This window comes from Kitasatospora sp. NPDC053057 (assembly GCF_044546945.1).
Classification (GTDB): domain Bacteria; phylum Actinomycetota; class Actinomycetes; order Streptomycetales; family Streptomycetaceae; genus Kitasatospora.
On the sequence record NZ_JBITZP010000036.1, the window covers coordinates 1 to 22,820 of the forward strand.

15 protein-coding genes are annotated in these 22,820 nt (G+C 67.9%); 7 read left to right on the plus strand and 8 right to left on the minus strand.

The window, feature by feature from the left end:
* Both ACIG5E_RS29645 and ACIG5E_RS29650 read right to left on the minus strand, forming a co-directional pair.
* Nucleotides 1–357, minus strand: a 357-nt coding sequence (locus tag ACIG5E_RS29645) for an IPT/TIG domain-containing protein (protein ID WP_396538503.1), incomplete at its 3' end; no start/stop codon positions are given.
* Nucleotides 358–2,664: 2,307 nt separating this feature from the next.
* Nucleotides 2,665–3,417: an IPT/TIG domain-containing protein gene (locus ACIG5E_RS29650; RefSeq protein ID WP_396538505.1), complete on the minus strand. Its 753-nt coding sequence runs from the start codon at nt 3,415–3,417 to the stop codon at nt 2,665–2,667.
* Between the two features lie 1,339 nt (nt 3,418–4,756).
* On the opposite strand from ACIG5E_RS29650, the gene ACIG5E_RS29655 reads away from it, so the two are divergent.
* Nucleotides 4,757–6,112, plus strand: coding sequence for a Mu transposase domain-containing protein (locus ACIG5E_RS29655; protein ID WP_396538507.1), 1,356 nt, complete (start codon nt 4,757–4,759; stop codon nt 6,110–6,112).
* A gap of 532 nt (nt 6,113–6,644) precedes the next feature.
* On the plus strand, nt 6,645–7,064 hold the full coding sequence (locus tag ACIG5E_RS29660; RefSeq protein ID WP_396538509.1) for a hypothetical protein: 420 nt from the start codon (nt 6,645–6,647) through the stop codon (nt 7,062–7,064).
* Nucleotides 7,065–7,645: 581 nt separating this feature from the next.
* Here the strand turns inward: ACIG5E_RS29660 and ACIG5E_RS29665 are convergent.
* Together ACIG5E_RS29665 and ACIG5E_RS29670 are read right to left on the minus strand one after the other, a co-directional pair.
* Nucleotides 7,646–7,957: a hypothetical protein gene (locus tag ACIG5E_RS29665; protein WP_396538511.1), complete on the minus strand. Its 312-nt coding sequence runs from the start codon at nt 7,955–7,957 to the stop codon at nt 7,646–7,648.
* 96 nt (nt 7,958–8,053) lie between these two features.
* Nucleotides 8,054–8,701: an ATP-binding protein gene (locus tag ACIG5E_RS29670; RefSeq protein WP_396538513.1), complete on the minus strand. Its 648-nt coding sequence runs from the start codon at nt 8,699–8,701 to the stop codon at nt 8,054–8,056.
* Nucleotides 8,702–13,437: 4,736 nt separating this feature from the next.
* On the opposite strand from ACIG5E_RS29670, the gene ACIG5E_RS29675 reads away from it, so the two are divergent.
* The gene (locus ACIG5E_RS29675; protein WP_396538515.1) at nt 13,438–13,587 is read left to right on the plus strand and encodes a hypothetical protein; all 150 of its coding nucleotides are present in this window, start codon (nt 13,438–13,440) and stop codon (nt 13,585–13,587) included.
* Between the two features lie 47 nt (nt 13,588–13,634).
* Nucleotides 13,635–14,345, plus strand: a complete 711-nt coding sequence (locus ACIG5E_RS29680) for a DUF2637 domain-containing protein (RefSeq protein ID WP_396538517.1) — start codon at nt 13,635–13,637, stop codon at nt 14,343–14,345.
* 208 nt (nt 14,346–14,553) lie between these two features.
* On the opposite strand, the gene ACIG5E_RS29685 is transcribed toward ACIG5E_RS29680, so the two are convergent.
* Nucleotides 14,554–16,089, minus strand: a complete 1,536-nt coding sequence (locus ACIG5E_RS29685) for a patatin-like phospholipase family protein (RefSeq protein WP_396538519.1) — start codon at nt 16,087–16,089, stop codon at nt 14,554–14,556.
* 3 nt (nt 16,090–16,092) lie between these two features.
* Nucleotides 16,093–17,790, minus strand: coding sequence for a GMC oxidoreductase (locus ACIG5E_RS29690; RefSeq protein ID WP_396538521.1), 1,698 nt, complete (start codon nt 17,788–17,790; stop codon nt 16,093–16,095).
* 647 nt (nt 17,791–18,437) lie between these two features.
* Here ACIG5E_RS29690 and ACIG5E_RS29695 point away from each other — a divergent pair.
* Nucleotides 18,438–20,465 carry a HelD family protein gene (locus tag ACIG5E_RS29695; protein ID WP_396538632.1) on the plus strand — a complete coding sequence of 676 codons (2,028 nt, stop codon included), beginning with the start codon at nt 18,438–18,440 and terminating at the stop codon, nt 20,463–20,465.
* Nucleotides 20,466–20,572: 107 nt separating this feature from the next.
* Here ACIG5E_RS29695 and ACIG5E_RS29700 read toward each other — a convergent pair whose 3' ends face one another.
* Nucleotides 20,573–20,701: a hypothetical protein gene (locus ACIG5E_RS29700; protein ID WP_396538523.1), complete on the minus strand. Its 129-nt coding sequence runs from the start codon at nt 20,699–20,701 to the stop codon at nt 20,573–20,575.
* Nucleotides 20,702–21,011: 310 nt separating this feature from the next.
* On the opposite strand from ACIG5E_RS29700, the gene ACIG5E_RS29705 reads away from it, so the two are divergent.
* A complete protein-coding gene (locus tag ACIG5E_RS29705; protein WP_396538634.1) occupies nt 21,012–21,209 on the plus strand; it encodes a Mu transposase domain-containing protein in 198 nt (65 codons plus the stop codon).
* Nucleotides 21,200–22,018 carry an MBL fold metallo-hydrolase gene (locus ACIG5E_RS29710; protein ID WP_396538526.1) on the plus strand — a complete coding sequence of 273 codons (819 nt, stop codon included), beginning with the start codon at nt 21,200–21,202 and terminating at the stop codon, nt 22,016–22,018. Before ACIG5E_RS29705 ends, ACIG5E_RS29710 begins: the two co-directional genes overlap by 10 nt.
* A 214-nt stretch (nt 22,019–22,232) precedes the next feature.
* Here ACIG5E_RS29710 and ACIG5E_RS29715 read toward each other — a convergent pair whose 3' ends face one another.
* Nucleotides 22,233–22,658, minus strand: a complete 426-nt coding sequence (locus tag ACIG5E_RS29715) for a DUF4267 domain-containing protein (RefSeq protein WP_396538528.1) — start codon at nt 22,656–22,658, stop codon at nt 22,233–22,235.
* Nucleotides 22,659–22,820 lie beyond the last annotated feature (162 nt).

Sequence of the window (22,820 nt, forward strand, 5' to 3'; positions counted from 1 at the left end):
CACCGCCGTCGCCCCCGAGAACCCACTGCCCGTCAGCGTCACCACCGACCCCGCCGCCCCCGACGCCGGACTGACCGAGCCGATCACCGGAACGGCGACCGTGTACGTGAACGGGACACTGTTACTGGTCGCCCCCCACCACCACGCCACAACGGTCACCTGCACCGTGCCCGAGCCCGCCGGCACCGTCGCGGTGATCTGCGTGTCCGACACCACCGTGAACGACGAGGCGGCAACGGCACCGAACCGCACCGCCGTCACCGCCGAGAACCCACAGCCCGTCAGCGTCACCACCGACCCCGCCGCCCCCGACGCAGGACTGATCGAATCGATCACCGGAATATTGTGATAGTCCATGACTTACCCCCATGGGTTGTAGTCCACGAGTTGACGAATGTCGTGCGTGTGCGAGGCGCCCGAAGCGTCGGCTATCCATCCGGGGACGCGACGGGCGCCGAGGCGGGGAGCCCCGGTCGACGGAGGGAACGTCGACCGGGGCTCGTCAGAGGTGGTGAGCCGGGGCTCGTGCCGACTCCCGACCGCCGCGTCGAGCGCGGGCGCGGGCCGCCGGTCATCCGAGTCCGGGCGGCGAGACGCGGGTGAGGCGCTCGCCTGGGTCCCATCGGTGGTGAATGTCGCGGGCCCCGAGGTCGGGCCCCAAAGTGATCGGCACGACGACGCCTGGCCGAGCGGCGAGCTCGTTGTCCGACTCATGGGCAGTCGCGGTACCACGTGGTCTGACGCCATGACATGTGGCCCGGTTGCCGTTGACCAACATGGGCCGACACGAAATGGCCTGTTCGTCCCCATGAAGGAGCTCACCGGCATTTGCCCGGGTCGCCGTCGTCGGGACGCTCGTCCGTGCGGCCGCAACTCCGTTCTCCGCCGATCCGCCCTCGGCGCCGCCTGTGCTTTCCACGGACGGACTGGGCCGAGCGCATCCTGCTGGAGTCCCGCTCGAAGACCTGGCCGTGGGTCGCTGGAGTCACGCGTTCCGCCGCCGACGGCTCGCGCGCGGACCGACTTCCCGCCAACACCGTGGGCACGTACCACCGCATCAGAAGCCCCCAGCCCCACAGCGCTGAAGTCGTCGTTCGACGGTACGAGGAAAAGGAGCCGGCAGACCATCCGGTCGCCGCACGGGCCAGCACGCTTCGGAACCTTCGGATTGCTTGCATGACGCCTCCTGGCGTATGTAAGCCGCCGCATCTGCCGGCACCGCCGAGACGGCGCCGGCAGATGGATCCAGATCCTCCACGGGGGCGCCCATCGCGAGCCGCACGTCACCGCCGCCTGAAGCACAGCGGGCGCCGGCTGCACGTTCCCCCGGGAGGGGTGGGCGGCCCGCCGGTTGGATACAGAAAAGTAATCCAGAGCGGTGAAATCGGTGACAAGCCTTCCGACCTGCTTTCACCCGCTTGGCGTAATGTCCGGCCATCTCCCGCAATCCGGGAAAATGGCCGGCGCCATAGCGTCGCGGCTGAGGCTGATCAGCGAAAACAGGCCTGTCTGCGCGGGATTTGCGTGCTTATTCCTCACCCGGCAGGATCGCGACTTCCCTGCCCGCGGCCCAAGAGACGGCTCGGCCACGGATGGACGGAATTCCCCACCTTCTGCCGTTCGGAAGTGCTCAGTCCCAGCCCGGACGCACCGCGCGAAGCGTGCGGCCGGGGCTCGGCGGCCGGGCCCGATCGACGCCCGAGTGGACACCGTCGCCACTCTCGTGGAAGTGAATCTCTGGAGTCGCGCCCCCCGTGGCGGACGCCGGGACGGCTGCTCGGTTCCCATCCAAGTCACGACCATCACAAGCCAGTTCACCGGCTGACCCGGCCGCACCGACGGTGTCGCTGCCGCAGTGAAGTCCCGCAGTGCTGTCGCTCGGCGGTGTGGACCGAAGCCGACGGCCTTGCGCGCGGGATCCGGATCACGGCGACCCGCTGCACCTGGCGTACTCGGCGGCGGGTTCGCCGCTTTCCCCGGACCGTCCGGGAGCGGGGCTCGGATCGGCGGTACCGTCGGATGCTCTGTGGACCGGGGCGAGGCGCGCCTGACTCTTCTTCTCCTCATCCGTCTGCTTCTTTCCTCCGCCTCTTTCCCCTCCATCACGGGATCTCCCGCGGGCGGACCGGAAGAGGAGTGGACAGAGGGGACAGAGCCGGAATGCGTGAAGCACTTCCTGACGGCGCCTAAAAGCGAGTTCGCCCGTACGCCGGCGCGGTCAGCGACAGCCGCTCATAAGGACCGGTCACCAGCGAATGTTCAAAGGCCGATCCGTGATCCCGACGCGGGCGGCGTCGTCCGTGCGCCGCAGCCGTGGACGCCGTGCGCGGCCACTGGCCAGCGCACGGGCGCCCGGCTCGGGATCACGGCCGTTCTCGTGCCACGCGCCTCGAAGGGCCGTCGAGCTTGGGCGAACGCCCCCGGCGCCTGGGACGCCGGTACGGTCGACGTACCGGATCGCTTCCGGGCCGCGACGAAGGTCTGCCCTGCGATCGCGCCGGTCCTGTCGTGCGATCAGGCGACCACCCCGTTCTTCCGGGGCCGCCGAGGAACCGGCACCAGGTGCGGTGGGACGGCCTCTGCCCGGGCGGGACCGTCCTCGGTCCCACCCGGGCAGAGCGCCTCGTCGGCCACGGGTTCGGGGGTCAGTGCCTGACCCCCGACTCAGATCCCCGGGGACGCGGTGTACTGGAACGGGGTCGCGGCGGTCGCGCTGCCGGCCGCGTTGGTGACCGTGACGTTGGCCGGCCCGGGGGCACCGTCGAGGGTGGGCGGCGTGACGGCGGTGATGGTGGTGTCGCTGATGACGACGAACGGGGCCGACTGGCCACCGAAGGTGACCGACTGGGTGGTGCTCAGGGAGGTGCCCGTGATGGTCACCGCGGTGCCGCCGGAGGTCGGGCCCGTTGTGGGAGCAAAAGCGGTCACGGTCGGCACGTCCACGTAGGTGTAGGTGAAGCCGTTGTTGGTTCCGCCCGCAGTGGTCACGCTCACCCCGACGGATCCGACCGCCGCGCCCGCGGGCACGGGGACGGTGATGACGCTGTCGCTGACGACGGTCGGCGTGGCGGTGTTGGCCCCGAAGTGCACCGCGGTGGCGGTCGACAGTCCCGTACCCGTGATGGTGACGACGTTGCCGCCCGCCAGCGGGCCGGAGGTGTCGCTGAGCGCGGCCTTGAACGGCGCACCGACGTAGTAGAAGTTCAGCGGGTTGCTGGTGCCGCCCGGGGTGGTCACGGTCACCTCGACCACCCCGCTGCCGGAGGGGGTGGTGACGGTGACCGAGGTGGCCGTGTTGGCGGTGATGGTGGCCAGCTTGGAGCCGAAGTGCACGGCCGTGGCCCCACCGAGGTTGCTGCCGGTGATGACGACGGTCTGTCCGCCGCTGGTCGATCCCTGGTCGGGGGAGATGGGCACGACTGCCTCCTTGAATGGGTGAGGTGAACCGCGCACCGTGCGTGCCCAGGAAGAGTCGCAGGCCACGCCACGGTGCGGTTCGGACCAGGCCCCGGCGAGGGCGAAACGGATGGCCGAGGCGGTGAACCGGGCACCGGCGGGCCGGTCCACAGGTGTGGCCGGACCGCTTTCCGGGCGTGAGGGCGAGACGGCCCTGGATGACTGTCGCCGGTCGCGGTGGCGGGCGGATCGTTCACGCCCCTGCCAGGAGAGCCCACGGCGCCACCAGTAGTGACCGGCCATACGGCAGGCCGACGCCCCACTCCCCCGGAGAGGGTGGGCGACCCACCGGATTGGACGTTCCTAGTAGTCCATTGAGAGGACAAATACGCAAGGAGCTTGACGCCGGATCACCCGATTGGCGGCACGTGCTGCCGGGGGAGCGTGGCCCGTCTCCGGCGATCGATCTCGCTTCTCGTGGTGATGCCAGGGCGCCCTCCCAGTCGGTTACGCCGGTCCGCACGACGCCGGTGGTGACGGAACCTCGGAGCCCGCGTCAGCGTCGTGGACCGACCCAGGGCCGTCCCGCGGACGGCCCTGGCGCGGGGAGTGGGGTTCCCCGCCGAGGCCGTCGGCCGCGCCCGCCGATTGCGGACCTCGCCCGGATACGGCTGCACGGGAGTGTGGTCGAGCCGTACGCGGCCGATGCGCAGCCGGCAGGCAGGACCGCAGGGCGCGCCCCTCCCGGCGACACCGGCGGGGCCGTCCAATGGTTGGCCCCTGGCGGCCGCGTGCGCTTCTGGTGTGCGGCGCGGAACCCCACGAAGTGTCAACCGTCGTTGACGCCAGGCCTGGTCGGCGCCGAGCATGGGAGCAGACAGGGGGCGCGCGGGTGAGCATGTACATCGGCATATGCCTGCGACATCCGTTGAGCGGTGGCACCGACAGGGCGACCGTCCGGGGATCCGTGGCCATGTGAACCCCGACAGGCTGAGCACGGTTTGCGACGGGCGGCCAGACGCGTGTTGGGCCTGGAATTCCGGGGAGAACCGCGAGCACACTCGCCCCAGTAAAGGTCTATGCCACTTGCCCTGCGTAGCAAGCTTTGCGAGAATTGTTAAGCGCTCAACGGCTGGGATCTGGCCACTGTTTGGCCGATCTCCGCAGGTGGCTTGACATGGCACGCCTGGGGTCTTTGCTAATTGATTGCCGGGCTATTCGCTCACTCAAATTGCACAGCAATCGGCAATGTCCTGCAAAAACCTTTCTTCTCGCACTGCCGGGCTTCGTGTATATTTCCTGGCTTCCCGTGGGTCCCATAGGGAAGTCGTATGCCATGTCGAAGCCTGCTAGGAGTGGAATGCTGACCGGAGAGGAATACATCAACATCTGTGCCCTTCGATCCCGAGGGCTGTCCATCGCCGCAATCGCCCACCTCCTCGGCCGCGACCGCAAGACCGTGAGCTCCTATCTGAGCGGGAAGCGCACGGTCGGGGTCCGCAGCTCCGGCAGGGACGAGTTCGAGCGGTTCGTCCCCTACTGCCGCCGGCGGTTGCAGGACGATGCCCACTTGCAGGCGTCGACGCTGTTCGCCGAACTCATCGATCTGGGCTACGGCGGCGGTTACTCGACCTTCACCCGCGCTCTGCGGACCCGTCAGCTGCGTCCCAGATGCCCGCTGTGCCAGCGTCCACCCCGCACCCGCCCCGGCCGGCCGGACAACGCGGAGGAAGTGGAGTTCCGCTGGTTCGTCCTCTCCGACCCCCCTGCGGACTGGGGCAGCACCCATGTCTGTGTCCTGGTGGGACGCCTGACCCGCTCCCAGCGCTGGAGCGCGGCACTCACGGAGCAGATCGATCTCGGCCACCTGGTCGAATCCGTCGACTGGATCCTGCGCCAGTTCGGCGGAACCGGCTGGCGCTGGCGCTTCGACCGGGCGCAGCCGATCCACTGCCCGGGAGGTGGAAAACTGACCGCGGCACTGGGCAAGGTCGCGAAGCACTATGGTGTTGTCGCGGATCTCAGTCCTCCGCGGCCGGACGCCGACCACGAGGCGATCGGGCAAGCACTCGTTCTGTGGTGGCAGACCATTGGCGCGGACACCAGCCTGCTGGAGGCGCAGGAGAGCCTCGGCAGGTTGCCCAGGCTCATGGACGCTCGCCGGGCCGCGGCAAGCGGCGGCCACGACGGGTACACCGTGCCCGCTGAAGCGGTCCTGCTCGACCTTCCCCACGACCCGTACCCCGCCAAGATCAGCGTGGCTCGCGCGGTCTCGGCCAACGGCATGGTGTCCTACCGCGGCAACGTGTACGCGGTTCCACGGCATCTGCACGGCCACACCGTGGAAGTGCGCCGAAGGCTCGGTGATCCCCTTCTGACGATCGCTACTCCTCGCGGAAGGGTGATCGTTCAGCATTCACTGGCGCCCGACGGTGCCAGCCTGTCGGTTATCGGCCGCCGGAACGGGATCAGCCTCGAACGCCCGATCCCGGCACCGAGGCCGGCTTGCCACAGCAAGATGTACACTCCGCCGTCCGCCGAAGCGCTCGCGGCGGCCCGAGCGCTCCGACAGGACGCCTGTCAGGAGGACGGATTAGAGCCCGGTCGACAGGCTGGCGCTTCGCCGGGGCGCCCCGGCCGATCCTGGCGGGGCGTTCTCGATCGGATCCGGAAGGAACGACCGGGGGCAACGAACTCGTCCGTTCAGAGACGGTGACCCGCCCCGCCGTGCGTCGATGACATGACCGGGACGCCCTGCCGGCGAAGCCGCACCGACCTGGCGAGGCACCTGGACCGGACATCACGGAACCGGCACGAACCACCCGAGGGGAGCCGACGCGCGCACCGGATGACCTGCGTCCTGTGCTGGGCATGAGCATGCCCAGCGCGAGCTCAGCGGGTGGGGCCCGTAGACGCGTGGGGTGCCCCGTCCTGGGTGTGGTCGGCAGCGGCTGACTGGAGCCGGGTAGTTTCACAGACCAGCGACAAGTGAAACGCCGGAAATTGCTAACCGAATTCCCCATCCAGCCCTTCCGGGCCGCGGACGCCGGTCTTCCCCACAGTGACTCGAATGGAGTAGCGCCAAGTTGTACGAAGACTACTGACTTCGCCTTCGATTGCCGGACGGTCAATTCTTCGCACCACTCTGCCGGTCTGCGCGCCCTTCCGCCCGCCCTCGGCGGTGAATTACGTTTTGTTCCTGCTGGCGTCCCACCAGCAGGAAACGCTTCTTTTCGGAGGGGATTCGGATGGCCCGTTCTCGTCTCGCCACCGGCGTCGTCGCCGCCGTCGCATCCGGTGCTGCCCTCGTCCTCGCCCCCGCGGCGCAGGCAGCGGAAGCTCCCAGGCTCCAGGTGTCGAGGTGTGCCGCCGATCTCACGGCTGCGCTCGACAGCAACGCGGCCGCCATCGACGCCGACTCCGTCGGCGACACCGCCGACGCCCGCACCTACAACCTCCGCACCCTCGTCATTCTGGCCAGAGCGGGGCTCACCTGTTCCTGCCAGCTGGCCCGCGTTCACGCGGACATCATCACCGCGGGAACCGACAGCATCCATGCGGCGATGTCCAACGCGATCGGAGATTCCGCCGCTGCCCTGAACAGCGAGGACGCCGTGGAGGCCGAGTTGACGGACGCCCTGGAGGTCGTCCGGTACACCGAGGTGTGAGGTCTCGCGGCACACGGGTGCTCGTTGTCGACCTGCTCGGGTGTGCGCTCTCGGTGGCCGAACCGCGGGGCGAAGCCGTCCGGGGGTCTACTCCACCATCTCGTCCCTGGCCGGCACGCTCACCCTCGATCCCGGCACGTACGTCGTCACCATCGGCATGACATCTCCGGCGGGAAGCTGACGCCGCCGCCCCCTGCCGATGCGATCCGGTCAGGTCGAGGGCACGCCTGCCGGTGTTGTGGACCTTGGCCACCGGTTTCGGCGTGCCGTCGGACGCGCGCGGGCTTCAGCTCATCGATCCGGAAGTCGGACGACGGCTCGCCCCCGGGACCGACGTCGAGGTAGATCCGTGCTCCCACGCGGTTGACCAGGCGGACGTTTGCAGCCGGGCCGGCAACGCCCGCGACGTTCCACAGCCATCTTCGGGCCGGATGACTCGTCTCATCGGGGTCTGCCCCACCGGTCTCCGGCCGAAAAGGCGCGATGACGCCCCCGAAGGCAGCCGGGCCGGACGACCGGCCACGGACGGCGGCGCCTTCCGGGGGAAGCCCCTTACAGACAGCTGCCTCCGGACAAGACTGTCACCGCTGGAGCAAGCCGTGCAGATCCCGCTGTTTCACGCTGTCTACGAACATGGCATTTTCGCTCAACCCCGTGAGGAGGTCGATGACAGCGGCAAGCGGCTGATATTCCGTGCGGGTGGCCGGGCGCTCACCGCAGGCCTTCAAATGCTCCCACAGCGCGTGGAAGTAGTCCTCGAGTTCCAGCCGCGCGTCGAACTGCGCGCTGAGCCGTTCAGGATCGAGGCGACGCAGGGCGTCGCGGTCGAGCTGAGTCACGGAGTTGATGACGCTGTTGACGATTTCACGGCTCTCGATGCTTGAGCTGGGCATGGGTTCTCCTGACGATGTGCGCGGTGGATGATTGGGGCTCGACGCTCGATGCGCCGTCCGGCCTGCGGTGTGTGGCTGGCGACCACCCCTGAACGGTCACCACGCGGCAGTGCCCCGACTGGACAGCGGGACGACGGCCCACACCGCGCAGCCGCCGTCCATGCTCAGCCGCACCCCCCACTCCTGCGAGTAGCCCGCAACGAGCGCCAGGCCTCTGCCGTGGTCCTCGTCCGGCGTGGCGCGGTGCAACCGCGGCACCGCGGAAGTCCTTCCTTGATCACGGACCTCCAGCAGGATCCGGTCCGTGGTCCGGCTCAACCAACCGGTGATGTGTGCACTGTTGGAGTGTTCGACGGCATTGGTGACCAGTTCGGAGAGCACGAGCAAGACCGCGTCCCGGGCATGGTCGGCCCGAACGTCCTCGGCGTCCAGCCACAGCCTTGCCAGCCGCCGGGAGATCGGCACCGCGCGGCCGAGAGATGGCAGCCTGAAGGACAGCGGACGGCCCTTGACCCAGTGACTCAGGACATCCTCGGCGAGATCTCCCGTCGGCCGTCCATTGATCTCTGCGGTGGTCAGTGGAAGCTCCTCCTCGGTGAACGGCGGGGTCGCTTCTCGGCTCACGAGCCGAAAGCGGCTGCCGGTACGACTGCTCGCGCCTTCGGGGCTCAGGCCGCGCCCGGTGCACGACGACCATTCCCTCCGGCGAGCAGGCGGGTCCCTGTTCGCTCGACGCCGGCTCATGCGTTCTCCACGGCTCGTGGCGCACGTTTCGCCGGGGAAGGCTCCTCGGTCCGTCCAGGGCTCCTCTCCCATCGGAGGACGGGAGCAGCTGGCCGAACGGGCGCCGGACTGGTCGAAGTAAATCAGAAATAGTTTATCCACGGAGAGCGATCCGTTCCAAAAAAGGGGGCGTGTTTATGTAATGCAGGCGCCTAGTGTGACGGTAAGAAGAGTCGTTCGCGCCGCTGGGGATCTGACGGAATGAACTTGGCTTGTTCTGTTCACTCAAGTCCGGGTTTCGCGACGAATGGATGGTCGGGGCCATTGATTCCGGCCCTCGATAGAGTCATTTGGGCGAGCATTCCTGCAGGTATCCGAGGGTGACCGGCGACCCGCTCATGGAATTCCGCATCGACCTGGCCGAAATCGGCCGTTCCGCTTGTGCGTGTCGGTGCCCGAGAACCCGGCTCGCGAAACGGCGGCGAGCCGGCTCCTGTCCGTGGACGTCCGTGCCGCCTGCGGACTTGCACCGGGGGCGACTCCGGCACATGCCAGGGCTTCGCCGCACAGAAGCCGCTGGATGAGGCGGGGAAGGGGCGCCAGCCCATCGGATCGACCGTCTTGTTGCCGCGGACGACGTCGTCCACGTCGGCAACGAAGATCCTGCAGCGATCCGTCGGGGAGGGCATGCGCATCGTCGAGAACGACTTCGCCGTGCGGTCGCTGATCGCCAGTGTGATCCCGGAGCACCGGCGCGGGCCTTGCGCACGCCGGCCCGGTGCCTGACAGGAAGCCGGATGAAGAGCGCCACCTAGCGCGGAACCCGGCCACCACTTGATCGCCCGGAAACCATGGCCACAGGCTCGGACAGCACCGGAGCGGGCGGCTCTCGCAAGAGAGCCGCGCTATCCCTCCGGGCGCGAATAAATCGGTGAAGCGAGGGGACTTGAGATTATTCGGGAATAATGCCTAGATTCTCAGCCCCCGCGTACGTTTGGCCTGCTCTGCGCCGGTACGACCAGGTTGTGACCAGTCTTCGGCAAAGCCGAATGTTGACGGTGAACGCACTGACTTCCAGACAAACGCAGGCGGCCGCCGCTCGTGGCACACCTGGGACGGCGCCCGCGACGACGGGCCTGCAACCGGCGATGGCCACGGCGGTCTGCCCAGGCGGTCTCCGGTCCGGTCGCGGGGGCGCCCGCGCAAGTCCCCGCGGCCGGCCGGCCCTTGGCACCGGCAAGGCAACTGGCGGACCGCCGGGAAGGCGGACATGACGAGAGGTTCGACGGTGGCGTCGCGTAGGCTCGGGTCGCGCTGGGGCGACCACGTGGGTCTTCCCCGCATCAGGTCGGCCGTTCCGCCGTGGAGCAGGCTCAGGCACCGCGACGGTCTCCCGGGGCACGTCGCGAAGCCCGCTGCCGCGCCCGCGCGCCTGGTCGGCACTTCCTCGACCGGTGCCCTCCTGGCGGGCGGCTTCGGTGGTGCCCTGCCGACGCTGACCGGTGAAGGCGGTGCGGGCCACCGCCAGATCCTCGCCGGCTCGGGCGCGGGTTCGTTCCCGCTCAAGTCGGCGAGCGGCAAGCCGCCGGCGAAGGACGGTTCCTTCCGACTCGTCGCCTGCCGTCGCCATCAGGTCAGGGAGTCCGCTCGGGGCGGCTGTTGGCGTACTCCGTCGGTGGGCTGGCGCGGGCCGCGCCGTGAGCGGGCCTCTTGGGGGTGGCGCGTCCCACTGGTGACCGGATAGCGCCCACTGCTCCCGAAGCCGACGGCAGGCGGCAGCGGCGGCGGCGGGACCGCAGGACCGGCAGGTTTCCGGGTCCTCGGCGTCGCGGACGACCAGGGGCTCGCGACACAGTGCGCACTCGGGGCTTCGCACCGGCCTGGTCCCTGTGACCGTCTCACTCGCCTGGTCGACGACCCTGATCAGCCAGGGGAGCGGGTAGAGCACCGAAGACCACGGCACAGCGCCGACCGGCTCCCTGCGTCGCGCGAACTCGCACGCCGACTCGAGAGCTTCGAGGATCACGGCGCCATGGACCTCAGGGGATCTGCTGTAGTCGGCGAATGTTGCGACAATGTGCTGAGCGAGGAGGTCGAGCTGTCGCTCGGTCATCCGGTCCGCGAGTTGCCTCGGCAGGCGCCCAAGAGCCGATGACGCGGCCTGCTGTCCCCATCGCCTCTGCTCGTCGGTCATCGACCGGATCATCTTCTGGTCGGCTTGCCATCTGCCGTGCCCTGCCGGTCTTGTTCCGCCCCCTGTGGCTCCCGCCGCGTGTCCTCGCGCGCGCGGGCGCGCGCTTTCCGGTTCGCGGGACGAATGACCACCCACGACGGCGGACATGTTCAGCACGTCATGTTGGGGGGATCGTGTTTCTGTCACCGGACCGGGGGGGCTCGGTGTCACCGGAGCGGGGGAGTCGGCTGTCACCGAACCGGGGGCCTCCCGGCGCACGCCGAGCGAGGCGCCACGATGGGAATCCGGTCCGGAGTCGAAGACCTCGACACCGCCGCCTGCGGGCCCGTCCGCGGATCGCAGTGCGGTCACGGGCCCGTGCTGGAGAGGCCCGCTCGGCCCGCTCGGCCCGCGGACGGGCATGGGATGGACGACGTATCTGTATGCCCTCTTCTCACCCTGTCTTCTGCTCACCCAGCCCTGGACCAGGAGTTCGGCCACCGCTTCGCGGGCCGTGTCCTCCTTCATCTGGCACTCGCGTGCGATTCGTGCGACGGAAGTCGATTCGGTGAACTGCTGCCGCAGGGAGAGCAACGCATAAACCTTGAACCGAGTACCGGCCAGATGCGCCCGAGCATATGAGCCGACGCACACGGCCAGCTCATCGTCGGCCAGTGGGCGAACACGCCGGTTCATGGTTCGGGTGGCAGGATTCCGAGACGCGCGGACCAGATTCTTGGCCTTTGCCTTGGCGATTAGGCGGTTCACACCGCCCCGGGACAGCCCCAGCTGTCTCCCGATCGTCTCGTCAGCGGCGAAGCACGATCCTGACTTCCAGCCGTAGTCCTGCACCAGCGTCACGACCCGGATCAGATCACCGGTCAAGTCCCTGTCGCTGAGCCACGCCGCTGGGAACCGGGTAGCGGGCAGGCGACCTTGCTCGGTCGCACGTGCCTGCCGGTGAGCAGGCCCGGGCCCCGCGACCGGTTCCGTGTGCACGGCACCCGAGTGTCGCGGACTCACGGAGCACCGCCGAAAGCCCGACGCTCGCCCGCTTCCCTGGCCGGCCCGGCCGGCCGCCCATCGACACCGCGATTGGTCGAGGAGCGATGCACCGACCGTCCGAAAGTCGCCGAGACGACTTTTTCCGCGGTCGGCTCCATTTGAGCGGTGATCACTCGTGCTTGAGAGCCTGCTTGCGGAGGTCCTTGGAGGTTTGGCTCATTGAGGACCCTGTGCCCTCCTCCTAGCCGGATGGAGCGACGACCCAGGACACGGGCAAGCGCTAGCTGGCAGATTTTGATTCGGTGATGCAAAATGGCATGGCCTACTTACGAACGTGTGAGGAGGCGACAGCCCGTCAGGACACAGGTTCTTGCAGGATCCCGGGTGTGCAGATGGGCCGAGGCAGCGGTTGATTCCGTCGTCGACTCGGGCGTGGCTCAGTGACGGCGGAAGCAAAGCGTTCAGACGCCGAGGCATGTGCTTGGCGCAAAGACGGCGAAGGTCCGGTGGTGCGGACCGGGCCGTCTGTTGTTGCTAGGTCATGTCAAGACCTCCCCGTAGGGGAACAGGGTGGTTGAAGAAGGCCGAACGAACAATGAGAAGCGATCATGAGCGGTCGCTTCTGCCAGGCGCGGTTTGCGTGCAGATGCCTGAGGGGTGATCTGGAACAGCGATGTCGCGCCGACTGCCCCCTGGAGCCGTCCGGACCTGCCAGAGTCCGGGCGGCCGATCCATGACTGGGCCATGGCTTGACCAAGAGTACCCGGTCCATAACAGAGTGTGAATACTCTCGTACACGACTCACCTTCGGGGTCCCCGCACCTGCTTGCGGGAAAGTTCGTTCGACTCGGCCGACGGACGGCTCGAACGCTTCCCCGTTCCCGTCGCCGGGGAAGGTTTCGGGCGGGAGGGTAGAAACCCATGGCCGGCCGAAGATTCCGCGGCCGCGACGGGACGCCCTCGCCAGTCATCCACGGGCCCACATGAAGGCTGCCAGTTGATCGCCAAGTGGAGTGCAGCCGGGTCGATCGCCACTACGACTCATGCCGACGGGCATGGCGCGGCATCAAACAATCCTGTCATCGGTCACTCGAATGGGAGACACAACCGACCTCCCGCTCAGACAACCTGAGCTTCCGTTAATCGGCTGACTGAACGGCAAGGGCCGCAGCGAGTGCCTCCGCCCGAAACCTGGTCACCCTTCGGCTCCGCGCGCCGGCGCGCCACGGTGGGGAGAATTGCAGAGTATCTGGCACCCTTCGTGGCCACTGTGCCTGGAAAGTGGGGAAGTCTGGCGAGCGGAGAAGGTGACGCTCGCTTCGGCCGCTCCTCTCCACGGCCAGCCGCATGACCGGTGCGCGCTCCGGCGAGGAGCTCGGCGACGTGAGTAAAAGCTCTGAGCGCGGGCAGCGTGAGCATATTTCAGGACACCCGGATGCCGTACATTTCTCGGTGATTAGCCCATCGTTGTCGGGGCATGAGTCCAACAGCCAAGCCGCCTGTTCCGCTGCTGCTGGAGCGAGACGGGATCTGCAGTGCCGGTGATAACTGGCTATTCGTTCCAGGTCGGAGGAATGCCGTGGGCGATCTGGAAAATGGTTATCTCGTAAAGAATGGCGAACGCGTCGTGCTGAAGCACTGCTCGCGCCAGCTGGCCGAACTATTCCGCATCCTGCGTCGGCTCGAGTTCGAGTTCGCGATGCGGCTGTATCGATCGGAGACTGACTGATCGAGACCGCCGGCCGAGATCCACAATGACGCGAACGGGAGGCTGCTTTGCACGAGTCGACGAGCACCGATTACAACCCCTACTACGGAGCCGGATTCATCCCCAATGACGGAGCGATACACAACCACGCCCTCTGGCCACCCGCCGGGCAGCTGGCCGCCGACCTGTCTTATCCGGTCGCCAACGGGTGGGCCGACCCGGGCCCGCAGTCGTACCCTTCGGATGCGGAAGTGCTCGAAGAGGAAGCCGGTCTGCAGGCCCTGGGCTTCCGGCCCCGGTTGGTCGCCAACCGCCGGGAGCGTCACGCACGGCCGGCGCGCCGCCGGTCCGACATCATGGGATCGGTCATCGGATTCCTGACCGCAACGATCGTCACCGTGGTGTGCATCCTCGGATGGGTAATCTCCTATCACCCTCTGCAGAACGTGGCCCTTTCCCAGCTGCCGAGAGGTCTGTCCCGGTACTGGCCAGTCATCGTCTACGGGCCGTGGATGGCCGCTTCCCTCTCCGTTCTGCGGGCCGCTCTGGGAGGGCGCAAGGTGGCGAATTCCTGGACGGTCATCCTGGTGTTCGCAGGTATCGCCAGTCTCCTGTGTATCGTCGACACGCCCAGCACGATGCCTGAGGCCGTGGTCGCGGGGCTTCCGCCGGTGACAGCTGTGGTGTCCTTGCAACAGATGGTGCGCCAGCTGCTCGTAACCCGCCAAATGGGCCAGGGGGATCCTCGGCAGAAACCCTCGCACCGGGCGACTCGCTAAGAATTTTTGATGGATTGTTGATACTGACCTCGGCGCTTCAAGGTGATGGCGGTGGGAGGTCGAGAGAGAGTCCGTTTCCGGTGAGGAAGCCGTCGAGGATGTCGGAGCGGTACTGCAGTCGCTTGAGACGGTTGATGCGGCCCGGCTGGAGGTCGCCTGGCCGGCGGGCCCGTCGTCCCTTGGAGGGCCTCCGCTCCGCAGGTGTCCGTCAGACCGGAGACCAGGCGAGAACCTCCTGGAGGTACACGTCCCAGAGACGACCGGCGAAGAACTGGCCGAATCTGCCCAGTGCGGCCAGCCGACTCCGTGCCGTGTCCGACCTCACCCGGAAGCTCGCGAGCTCGCAGATGAAGTCCGGCAGCCGAAGCCGTACGACGCCGGTGGCCACCACCTCGGCGTCCGTCTCTCCACCGGCCGCAACATGGCCGCGCAATATCCGGGTGTACAAGGTCGTGGTGGCGGCCCACAGCCCTTGGCCGGAATCCTCGTCCACGGTCTTGTCACCGCTGAGTGTGAGCGGGTGTCCGGCCCTGTCGGTGAAGAGCAGGCGGTAGCGCATGCGAAGATGCTCCGGGTCCCCCTCCTCCACGAACAGGTTGAAGCTGCCCGATTCCACCTCACACCGGCCACCGAGCGCATCGCAGTGGATCTGCCCCGAAATCGTCGCCGGGTGCTCGGGGACCACGAGGAAACGATCCAGCTCGTCGATGTGAACGGTCAGACGCAACGACAGTCGCTCCGGGGCCGGCCGGTCCTTGGACACGGCAGGGGCGCCGCGCGCCGCGGAACCGAAAGCGATCGCACCGGTCATCCGTTCGCTGAATCGCAGGCTGGTGCCGCCGGCCGTGGGGCAGGGGAGCGGGGCGGACAGCGGTATCCCCTGCTCCGCGCACCAGGCCCGGGCCTTGTGCACACCGAGTTCCACAGCCTGCCGGAAGCGATCCCGGCTCAAGTTGATCAGATAGTTGAGCGGTACCTCGCACTGCAGCATCCTGACTGCGATCGGGCGCTCGAACTCGCCCCGGCCGCCCTCGCGGATGGCGGCGTTGCTCGCATCGATCCTCCGCTGCCACTCCCGCAACCGGCTGTTGGCCGCCGTCTCGATGATCTGGAAGTACTCCGCCACGAAACCGTCGTGCCAGCGCTGCCGCTGACTGACCGTCCAAATGATCCACAGCTCGTCGCAGCCCCGGCGGATTGCCTCACCGATGTTGGCATCGGTGACGTAGACGGCGTCGATGTGCGTCCTGCCATCGATGGTGACCGGCGGAAACCACATCGGCAGTGACACCGCGGCGGCGAGCCGCTCCTCGTCCATCCGGTCGGCGGTCAGCATCTCCAGCTCGTTGCGGGAGAAGTCGTAGAGGTTGAACGTGGCGACCCGGTCGGTCGCCCGGATCTTCTCCCAGTCGAGCCCCCAATCGGGGAAGACGTTCCGCCGGTAGCCGTCCAGCGTGAACAACGAAGCGCCGTACGGACCCTTCAGATACTGTGGCCAGTTCGGAGTCACTCCCTTCAGAGGGCGTATGTTCCGCCAGTTGTCGGCGATCCGGCGCCCGCTCATGCCTTGGCAGTACATGGCCAGATTGAACGTTCCCCCGCTCGCACCGTCCGCATGGTCGAAGCGCAGGCCCGCTTCGTCGAGCCACACCTGGAGCACACCCGCCTGGAAGGCGACCTTGAGCCCGCCACCGGCGAGGATCAACGCCCGGCGGGTGTCATCGCCGCCTTGGCCCTCTGTCATGCGTCAGTCACCGCCTTGGGGTCGTCGCTTCCGGGCGAAGAAGCCGTCGATGATGTGGTCGGCCGCGCGGTCGGCGATCGCCGCGATGGTCAGCGAGGGGTTGGCGCCCACCGGACCGGGCATGATCGATCCGTCGACGATCGACAGGCCCGGACAGCCGTAGACCTCTCCGTAGGAGTTGACCACGCCCTCCTGCGGGGTGCGGCCCATCGGAGCCCCACCGAGCGGGTGCACAGTGATGAGCCGGTTGAGATACGCCAGGGGATCGGAGGCGTAGCATCCGCCCAATGCCGAGGACAGTTCGCGCATGGTCCGGTTCATCCGGCCGAAGTAGGCGTCCGAGGCGGCGGTGTCCCAGTCCAGGTCCAGGTACCCGTCCCGCAGCCGCATCCTGCCGGTCGGCACGTCCCGCCCCATGCCCAGCAGCGGTAGCGACGTGGCGGTGAACAGTCCCTTGCTCACGGCGCCGGACAGTTGACGGCCGACCTCACTCCTGGGGCTGCGGGTCAGACGGGACCAGCCTCTGCGCAGCAGAAAGCGCAGCATGTGTGTGGAGGCGGTGAGGGCGTTCTGCTCCACCAGCCAGTTGACGAAGTCCGGATATCCCGCGTCCTCGATGAAGAACCCGCGCCCACTGCCACCGTCGAGCTGGTCCGGCATGCGCATCGCGCTGGTGATGACCGGACCGAAACTGGGATTCAGCAGTCGGGGCGTCGCCCAACCCCCATGCCTCTCCCGCGCGTTGAAGACGAACCCCAGGAAGTCACCGTTGCCCGAGAAGCGGGTGCCGAGCGCCGGGCTGAGGTCCGGAAACTGGCTTCGGTTCCGCAACAGCAGATAGGGGGTGCCGAGCGCTCCGGCCGCGAGAATCAGCCGTCGTGCCCGCACGACGCGCCGTACCGCGCGATCCGTCACCCCCGTTTCCCCGTCCCGCCGGTCGAGATAATTGATCACGAACCCGCCGGGCGTGGGCGCGAACGACTTCACCTCACAGCCGGTGCGAACCACCGCGTCATACTGCTCCAGGGAGCTGAGGTACGTCAGGTCCAGCGTGTTCTTGCTGCCGAAATTGCACCCGAGGTCGCACTCGCCGACGAGCCGGCAGGTGTAGCGCGGAACTCCGTACCGATTCTTCTCCCCGCCTTCAATGGGCACCCCGGGCACCGGATCCTGATCCGGGTTGTGGAAGGTCACGGCCAGGTTGGGCAACTCCCACTCCAGGCCCAGTCGTTGCGCCGCCTCGCGCATCGCCACGGTTTTTGGCGTGCTCCGGTAGGGCTCGTACTTGTCCGGGTAGGGCTGGGCCACCAGCGCCCTCTCGACCCGCTCGTAGTGCGGAACCAGCTCCTCGTAGCTGATCGGCCAGTACTCACCGCTTCCAGCTGCCGAGTCGTCGCGAGCGAACCAGCTCTCGGGTTTGCGCAGCAGGACATTGGCATAGATCAGTGACCCGCCACCGAGTCCGCTGCATACGACGGCGTCGAGTTCCGAGAAGCTCCACACGTCGAACATGCCGTACAGCCCGTGGTCCGGGGCCCAGAAGTTTGAGGCGGTGACGTGCGGCCCGCGCGGAAAGGTGCCCGGCGCGTACGCCTTGCCCCGTTCGAGCAGGCAGACATGCAAACCTGCTTGCGTCAATCTTGACGTCATGACCGAGCCGCCGAAACCCGACCCGACCACCACGGCATCGAAGAAGTCCATGCCGGCTGCCTTCGAGAAGTGTCAAGTCTCTACGCAGGACGAACAAACGTTCACGCCCTCTCATTCTCACGCAGCCGGTCACGGCGCGCACGACGAGCAAGCGCCGCCCCCCAGGGCCTGAGAGATTCCAACCTCACATCGAGCTGGCCAGATGCAAGGTGAGGATGGCTGGGCCCGCAAGCAGCCCTGAACCAGCACGCAACGAGGTGCCAGCCGGCCCGCCACAGCTATCTGTCACCCTCGGTGAAGGGCTTAACGCATTCTGTGCTCGTCTCCTCGGTCCGGTCGCCGGACGAAGCGACCGGATGCTCCCTCGCAGTGAATTCGATGACGCCGGTCGCCTCGCCGGATCTTCCCCCTTTTTCCAAACGCGGCAAAACATCGCCGGCATCCAAGGGCGGGCTCGCCCATAAGGCAGGCGGGCCTCGGGAGCGCAATCAGCGATATACGGAACGGCCGAATGCATGATGCGCCATACGGTCAGCCGTCTCGTCATGGATCCAGTCGCGGGGCCATAGCTTCACCAAGTAAGTCAAGACTTATCTTCAGGGAACTATGACCGTATGGTGTGGCTCGAATCGAAGGAGCCCCCTGTGTCGAAAATGAATGATCCCGCTGTGCGTGCGGTTGACTCGGAGCGGGATTATGTGTCCTCCTTGTATGAGCTGCTCACCGAGCGGCTTTCCGAGGCGCGAGTACACCGAGCGAGTTTGCTGAAGGCCCCGGCGGAAAGCGCCGGTGAGGCATACGAGAGAGAAATCGCCGCCGAGCGTCTGGCCAAGGAAATCGGCCGGCTGGAGGGCGCCGAAAAGGGGCTGGTCTTCGGGCGCATCGACTGGACGGATGGCACGGCCCTGCGCATCGGGCGGATCGGACTGCAGAGGGAGGAGGATGACCTGCCTCTGCTCGTGGACTGGCGCGCGAACGCGGCGCGGCCCTTCTACGAGGCGACACCGGTCCACCCGATGAACCTGCGGCGGCGCCGGCACCTGCGCCTCGAGGAGCGCACGGTCATCTCGGTGAGCGACGAACTGCTGGACGGGACCGCCCCGACCGACGAGGACGTCGTGGGGGACGGCCCGTTGACCGAGGCTCTGTCGGCACGGCGTACGGGCAGGATGCACGCGGCCGTCGCGACGCTGCAGGCCGAGCAGGACGAGATCGTCCGCTCCGGCCACCGCGGGGTGACCGTGGTGCAGGGCGGGCCCGGCACCGGCAAGACGGTGGTCGCCCTGCACCGGGCGGCCTATGTCCTGTACGCGTTCCCGCGCGCCGCGGAGGAGGGTGTCCTGGTGGTGGGCCCGAACGCCCGGTTCCTCGACTACATCTCCCAGGTCCTTCCCTCGCTCGGAGAGAACGACGTCGTTCTGGCGACCTGCCGGGAACTGGCCGGAGTGTCCGCGGAGACGGTGGACCCGTTCGAGACGGCGCGTCTCAAGGGCAGCTCCGACCTCGCCGACGCCTTGGCCGGCCTGCTGCGCGTCCACCAAGCCCCCGCCGGCGACTTCACCATGCGGGTCGGACAGGAACGGGTTCACCTCTCCGGCGAGGAAGTCGCCACGGCACGCGACGCCGCCCGGGCAGCCGCGCCGGGGCACAACCCCGCGCGCCAGGTGTTCAAAGAGCTCCTGGTCGACGCCGTCACCGACGCGATGCAACGAGACATGGGCGACCTCCTGGAGCAGATCGACGCCGATGCCGAAAGGATGACGGGCATCGACCTCGACCGGTTCACGGGAGCCGACCAGCGCCGTGCCGAGGGTGCGGCCGACTCGGGGCCGGTCCACGAGCTGGACCTGGACGCCATCCGAGCCGATCTCCTCGACGACGCCGGCGTCGACCGAGCGGTCGAGGTGTTGTGGCCGCGGCTGGTACCCGGTGACCTCGTGAAGGCGCTCCTGACGAACGCCGACGCTCTCGCCGAGCGCCTGCCCCGCCTGACCGCGCAGGAGCGGTCCCTTCTGCTGCGCGGTCCGGACGACCCGTGGACCGATGCCGATGTGCCGTTGCTGGACGAGGCGGCGAGCCTGGTCGACGGCCCCCCCGAGCGGACGTACGGGCACGTCGTCGTCGACGAGGCGCAGGAACTGACCGCCATGCAGTGGCGGATGATCGTCCGCCGCTGCCCGGCAAGGGCGATGACACTGGTGGGTGACTTCGCCCAGGCAGGCCCGGTCGCGACAGCACGCGACTGGAAGGAAGCGCTGAGCCCCCACGTCGGACCGCGGTTCAAACTGCACAACCTGACCGTCAGCTACCGCACAACGCAGGAGATCCTGGAGAGCGTCCGGGACCTGCTCACGCGGATCGCTCCGGACCAGAAGCCCACACGGTCACTGCGAAGCGGTGAGAGCCCTCGCACCGTGACCACGCCTCCGGACGGGTTGGTCACCGCCGTCGTTCGGGAACTCCGCGCCCAGAGCACCGCGCACCCGGGCGAGCTTCTGGGAGTCATCTGCGCGGACACCAGGGTGAGCGAGCTGACGGCCCGGGGCATCGCTCACCACGCACGCATCGTGCCGGCGTCCGAAGCACGCGGCCTGGAATTCGACGGGGTCGTCGTCATGAACCCCGACGAAATCATCACGGCCCGCCCGGGTGGGGAAAGGGACTTGTACGTAGCCCTGACCCGGGCCACCAAGCGCCTCTGCACCGTCACCGTCCAGCCCGCCTGACGGCTCGGCGCCCGCGTCGTCGCCGCGGGCGCACCCGGCGCGGTACGGACACCGGCCCGCGCACACCGGGCTGCTCGCCGCCTCACCGCTCCTGGCCGCACCCGGCATCACACGGCCTGGTCCAAGCCGAGGACGTTCAGATCCCCTTCGCGCAGCAGGGTGAAGTCGACGTCGAGCTTCGGGTCGTACGCGATCGTGTTCTTGCCCGGCTCGCCGAACAGGGCGTCGATGTGCACGTACTCGGTGGTCCTGGACGGCCGGTAGAAGACCAGGCCCTTCCAGTTCCGTCGGTGCGGGCTCCACGTGAGGTCGTGCGGCGCTTGGTGGCGCTCGATCTCGGTGGACGAAGGACAACATGCGCTTCGTCGCCTTCCTCCATCACGCGCTCGCCGGTGCAGACCGGGACCCGTCAGTTGTTCACGAGTGTGGGAGCCACCCCGAGCCACGAACGGGTGATGTTCACGAGTTTCGACGTCAGCGAGGTACTTGCCAGGTCAGCATCGGGGGTGCTCCTGGTGAAAGGCCTGGTCATGCCGCAGGCGCTCGCTGCCGGAGGACCCGTTCGAAACCGGGCGGGTGTTCACGCCGAGGGTCGACCGCTACGGCCGGATCGCGGTCCGCACCAACCGCTGCTCGGTGCCGGTCCGTCTGGTCGGCAAGCGAGTCCTGGTGCTGCTGCACGCCTCTCACCTGGTGATCTACGACCCCAACGCGCCCAACACGACGGAGGTTCCATGCGTTTGATCTCGAGTGGCCGGCACCATGCCACGTTCGAATTCGGCGACCTGCAGGTGATCTCGTTGCGAGACGGATACATCGACATGCCGCCGACCCGGCTCCGCGACGAGGACGGGCGCACGCTCGATGTGCTGCCGGCCGCCGTCCCGCTGGCCGGCGACAACTTGCGGCTGTCGGTCAACGCCTTCTTCGTCACCGACGGCACGCAGTCGGTCCTCATCGACACCGGCGCGTCCAACGCCTGGCACGACCCCACCATGGGACTGATCTACGACGCGCTCGACGAAGCGGGAATCGACCCCGCGCACATCACCGATGTGGCCATCACCCACAAGCACGAGGACCACGTGAGCGGCCTGATCGCGCCGGACGGTTCAGAGGCGTTCACCAAACTCGAACGCGTGTGGATCGGCGCGGGCGACACCTCGGTGTTCACGGGGCGGCTCGAACCGATCCGCGACCGGGTCGTACCCGTGTCGGAGAAGGTCGCGATCAACGACTGGACCACCGCGATCCCGACACCGGGCCACACTCCCGGTCACACCGTCTACGACGTCAGGAGCGGCTCCGGCCACCTTCTCGTCTGGGGCGACACCGTTCACGTTCCCGCGCTCCAGTTCGATCAGCCGAACGTGTCCTGGGAGCTCGACGGCAACCAGCCCCAGGCCCGCGCCGCGCGCGCGGCCCTCCTCGAACAACTGACCCAACCACACCACTTCGTAGCCGGCGCCCACCTCGACTCACCCGGCATCGCCCGCGTCGTCCCCTCCGGCGACGGCTATGCGCTGGAGTACCTCGCACCACCGATCGGCTGATCGAGCGACCCGCGACCGGCGGCGACTCGCTCATCGACACCCATGGCCGGGACTGGGCGGTGCCCTCGACCGATCACCCTCTCGCGGCGGCGGTCGGCAGGCACCTGGGCCTCCCCCGGCCGATGACCGCAGATTTCCCGCGGTCACCGGCCGGACCGCCCCGCCCTCGACACAGATCACCCGCAGGCCCGCCGCCGGTCATCCACATCCGGGATCAGGCGGGCCGCGGGGCGGGCGCCGCCGCAGCGGCCGCGACCTCGCGGGTCTCGTGCAGCATCAGCAGGCCGTTGACCACCATCAGCGTCGCGGTCAGGCAGTGGACGCCGAGTGCGGTGGCCACGGAGCCGTGGTGGGCCAGCACGGTGGTCATGTCGCCGTACGCGGCGAGGGCCTCCACCAGCAGCGCCCAGCCCAGCGCCCGGCGGTGGCCCGTCACCAGCAGGACGCCCAGGACCAGGGCCAGGACGACGTCGCGGATTCCCTTGATGATCAGGAAGCCGCCGCCGTCGCCCGACGGCCGGCTCGGCAGGCCGAAGCCCGGCGCCGTCGTCTCCGGGCTCAGGATGAACTCCATCCCGAACCAGAGGATGAAGAGGATGAAGGCGGCGGCCAGGACGGTGTTGATCTTCTTCAGCGACATCGTTCTTCTCCTTGCGAGTTTCGTGAGCTTGGTGAGACTGGTGAGCCTGGTGAGCCCCATGGGGCCTGGTCAGCGTGGCCTCGGCGCGCGTATGACACGGCCGCCCGGTTCTGCCGGGCGGCCGTGACTGCGACCGCGGTGAAGATCTGGATCCGCACCGAT

Coding starts and splice junctions, on each gene's coding strand:
- ACIG5E_RS29685 (WP_396538519.1), bottom strand. CDS start 16,089: ATGACAGAGGGCCAAGGCGGCGATGACACCCGCCGGGCGTTGATCCTC.
- ACIG5E_RS29670 (WP_396538513.1), bottom strand. CDS start 8,701: ATGAGCCGGCGTCGAGCGAACAGGGACCCGCCTGCTCGCCGGAGGGAA.
- ACIG5E_RS29665 (WP_396538511.1), bottom strand. CDS start 7,957: ATGCCCAGCTCAAGCATCGAGAGCCGTGAAATCGTCAACAGCGTCATC.
- ACIG5E_RS29655 (WP_396538507.1), top strand. CDS start 4,757: ATGCTGACCGGAGAGGAATACATCAACATCTGTGCCCTTCGATCCCGA.
- ACIG5E_RS29715 (WP_396538528.1), bottom strand. CDS start 22,658: ATGTCGCTGAAGAAGATCAACACCGTCCTGGCCGCCGCCTTCATCCTC.
- ACIG5E_RS29690 (WP_396538521.1), bottom strand. CDS start 17,790: ATGGACTTCTTCGATGCCGTGGTGGTCGGGTCGGGTTTCGGCGGCTCG.
- ACIG5E_RS29710 (WP_396538526.1), top strand. CDS start 21,200: ATGCGTTTGATCTCGAGTGGCCGGCACCATGCCACGTTCGAATTCGGC.
- ACIG5E_RS29660 (WP_396538509.1), top strand. CDS start 6,645: ATGGCCCGTTCTCGTCTCGCCACCGGCGTCGTCGCCGCCGTCGCATCC.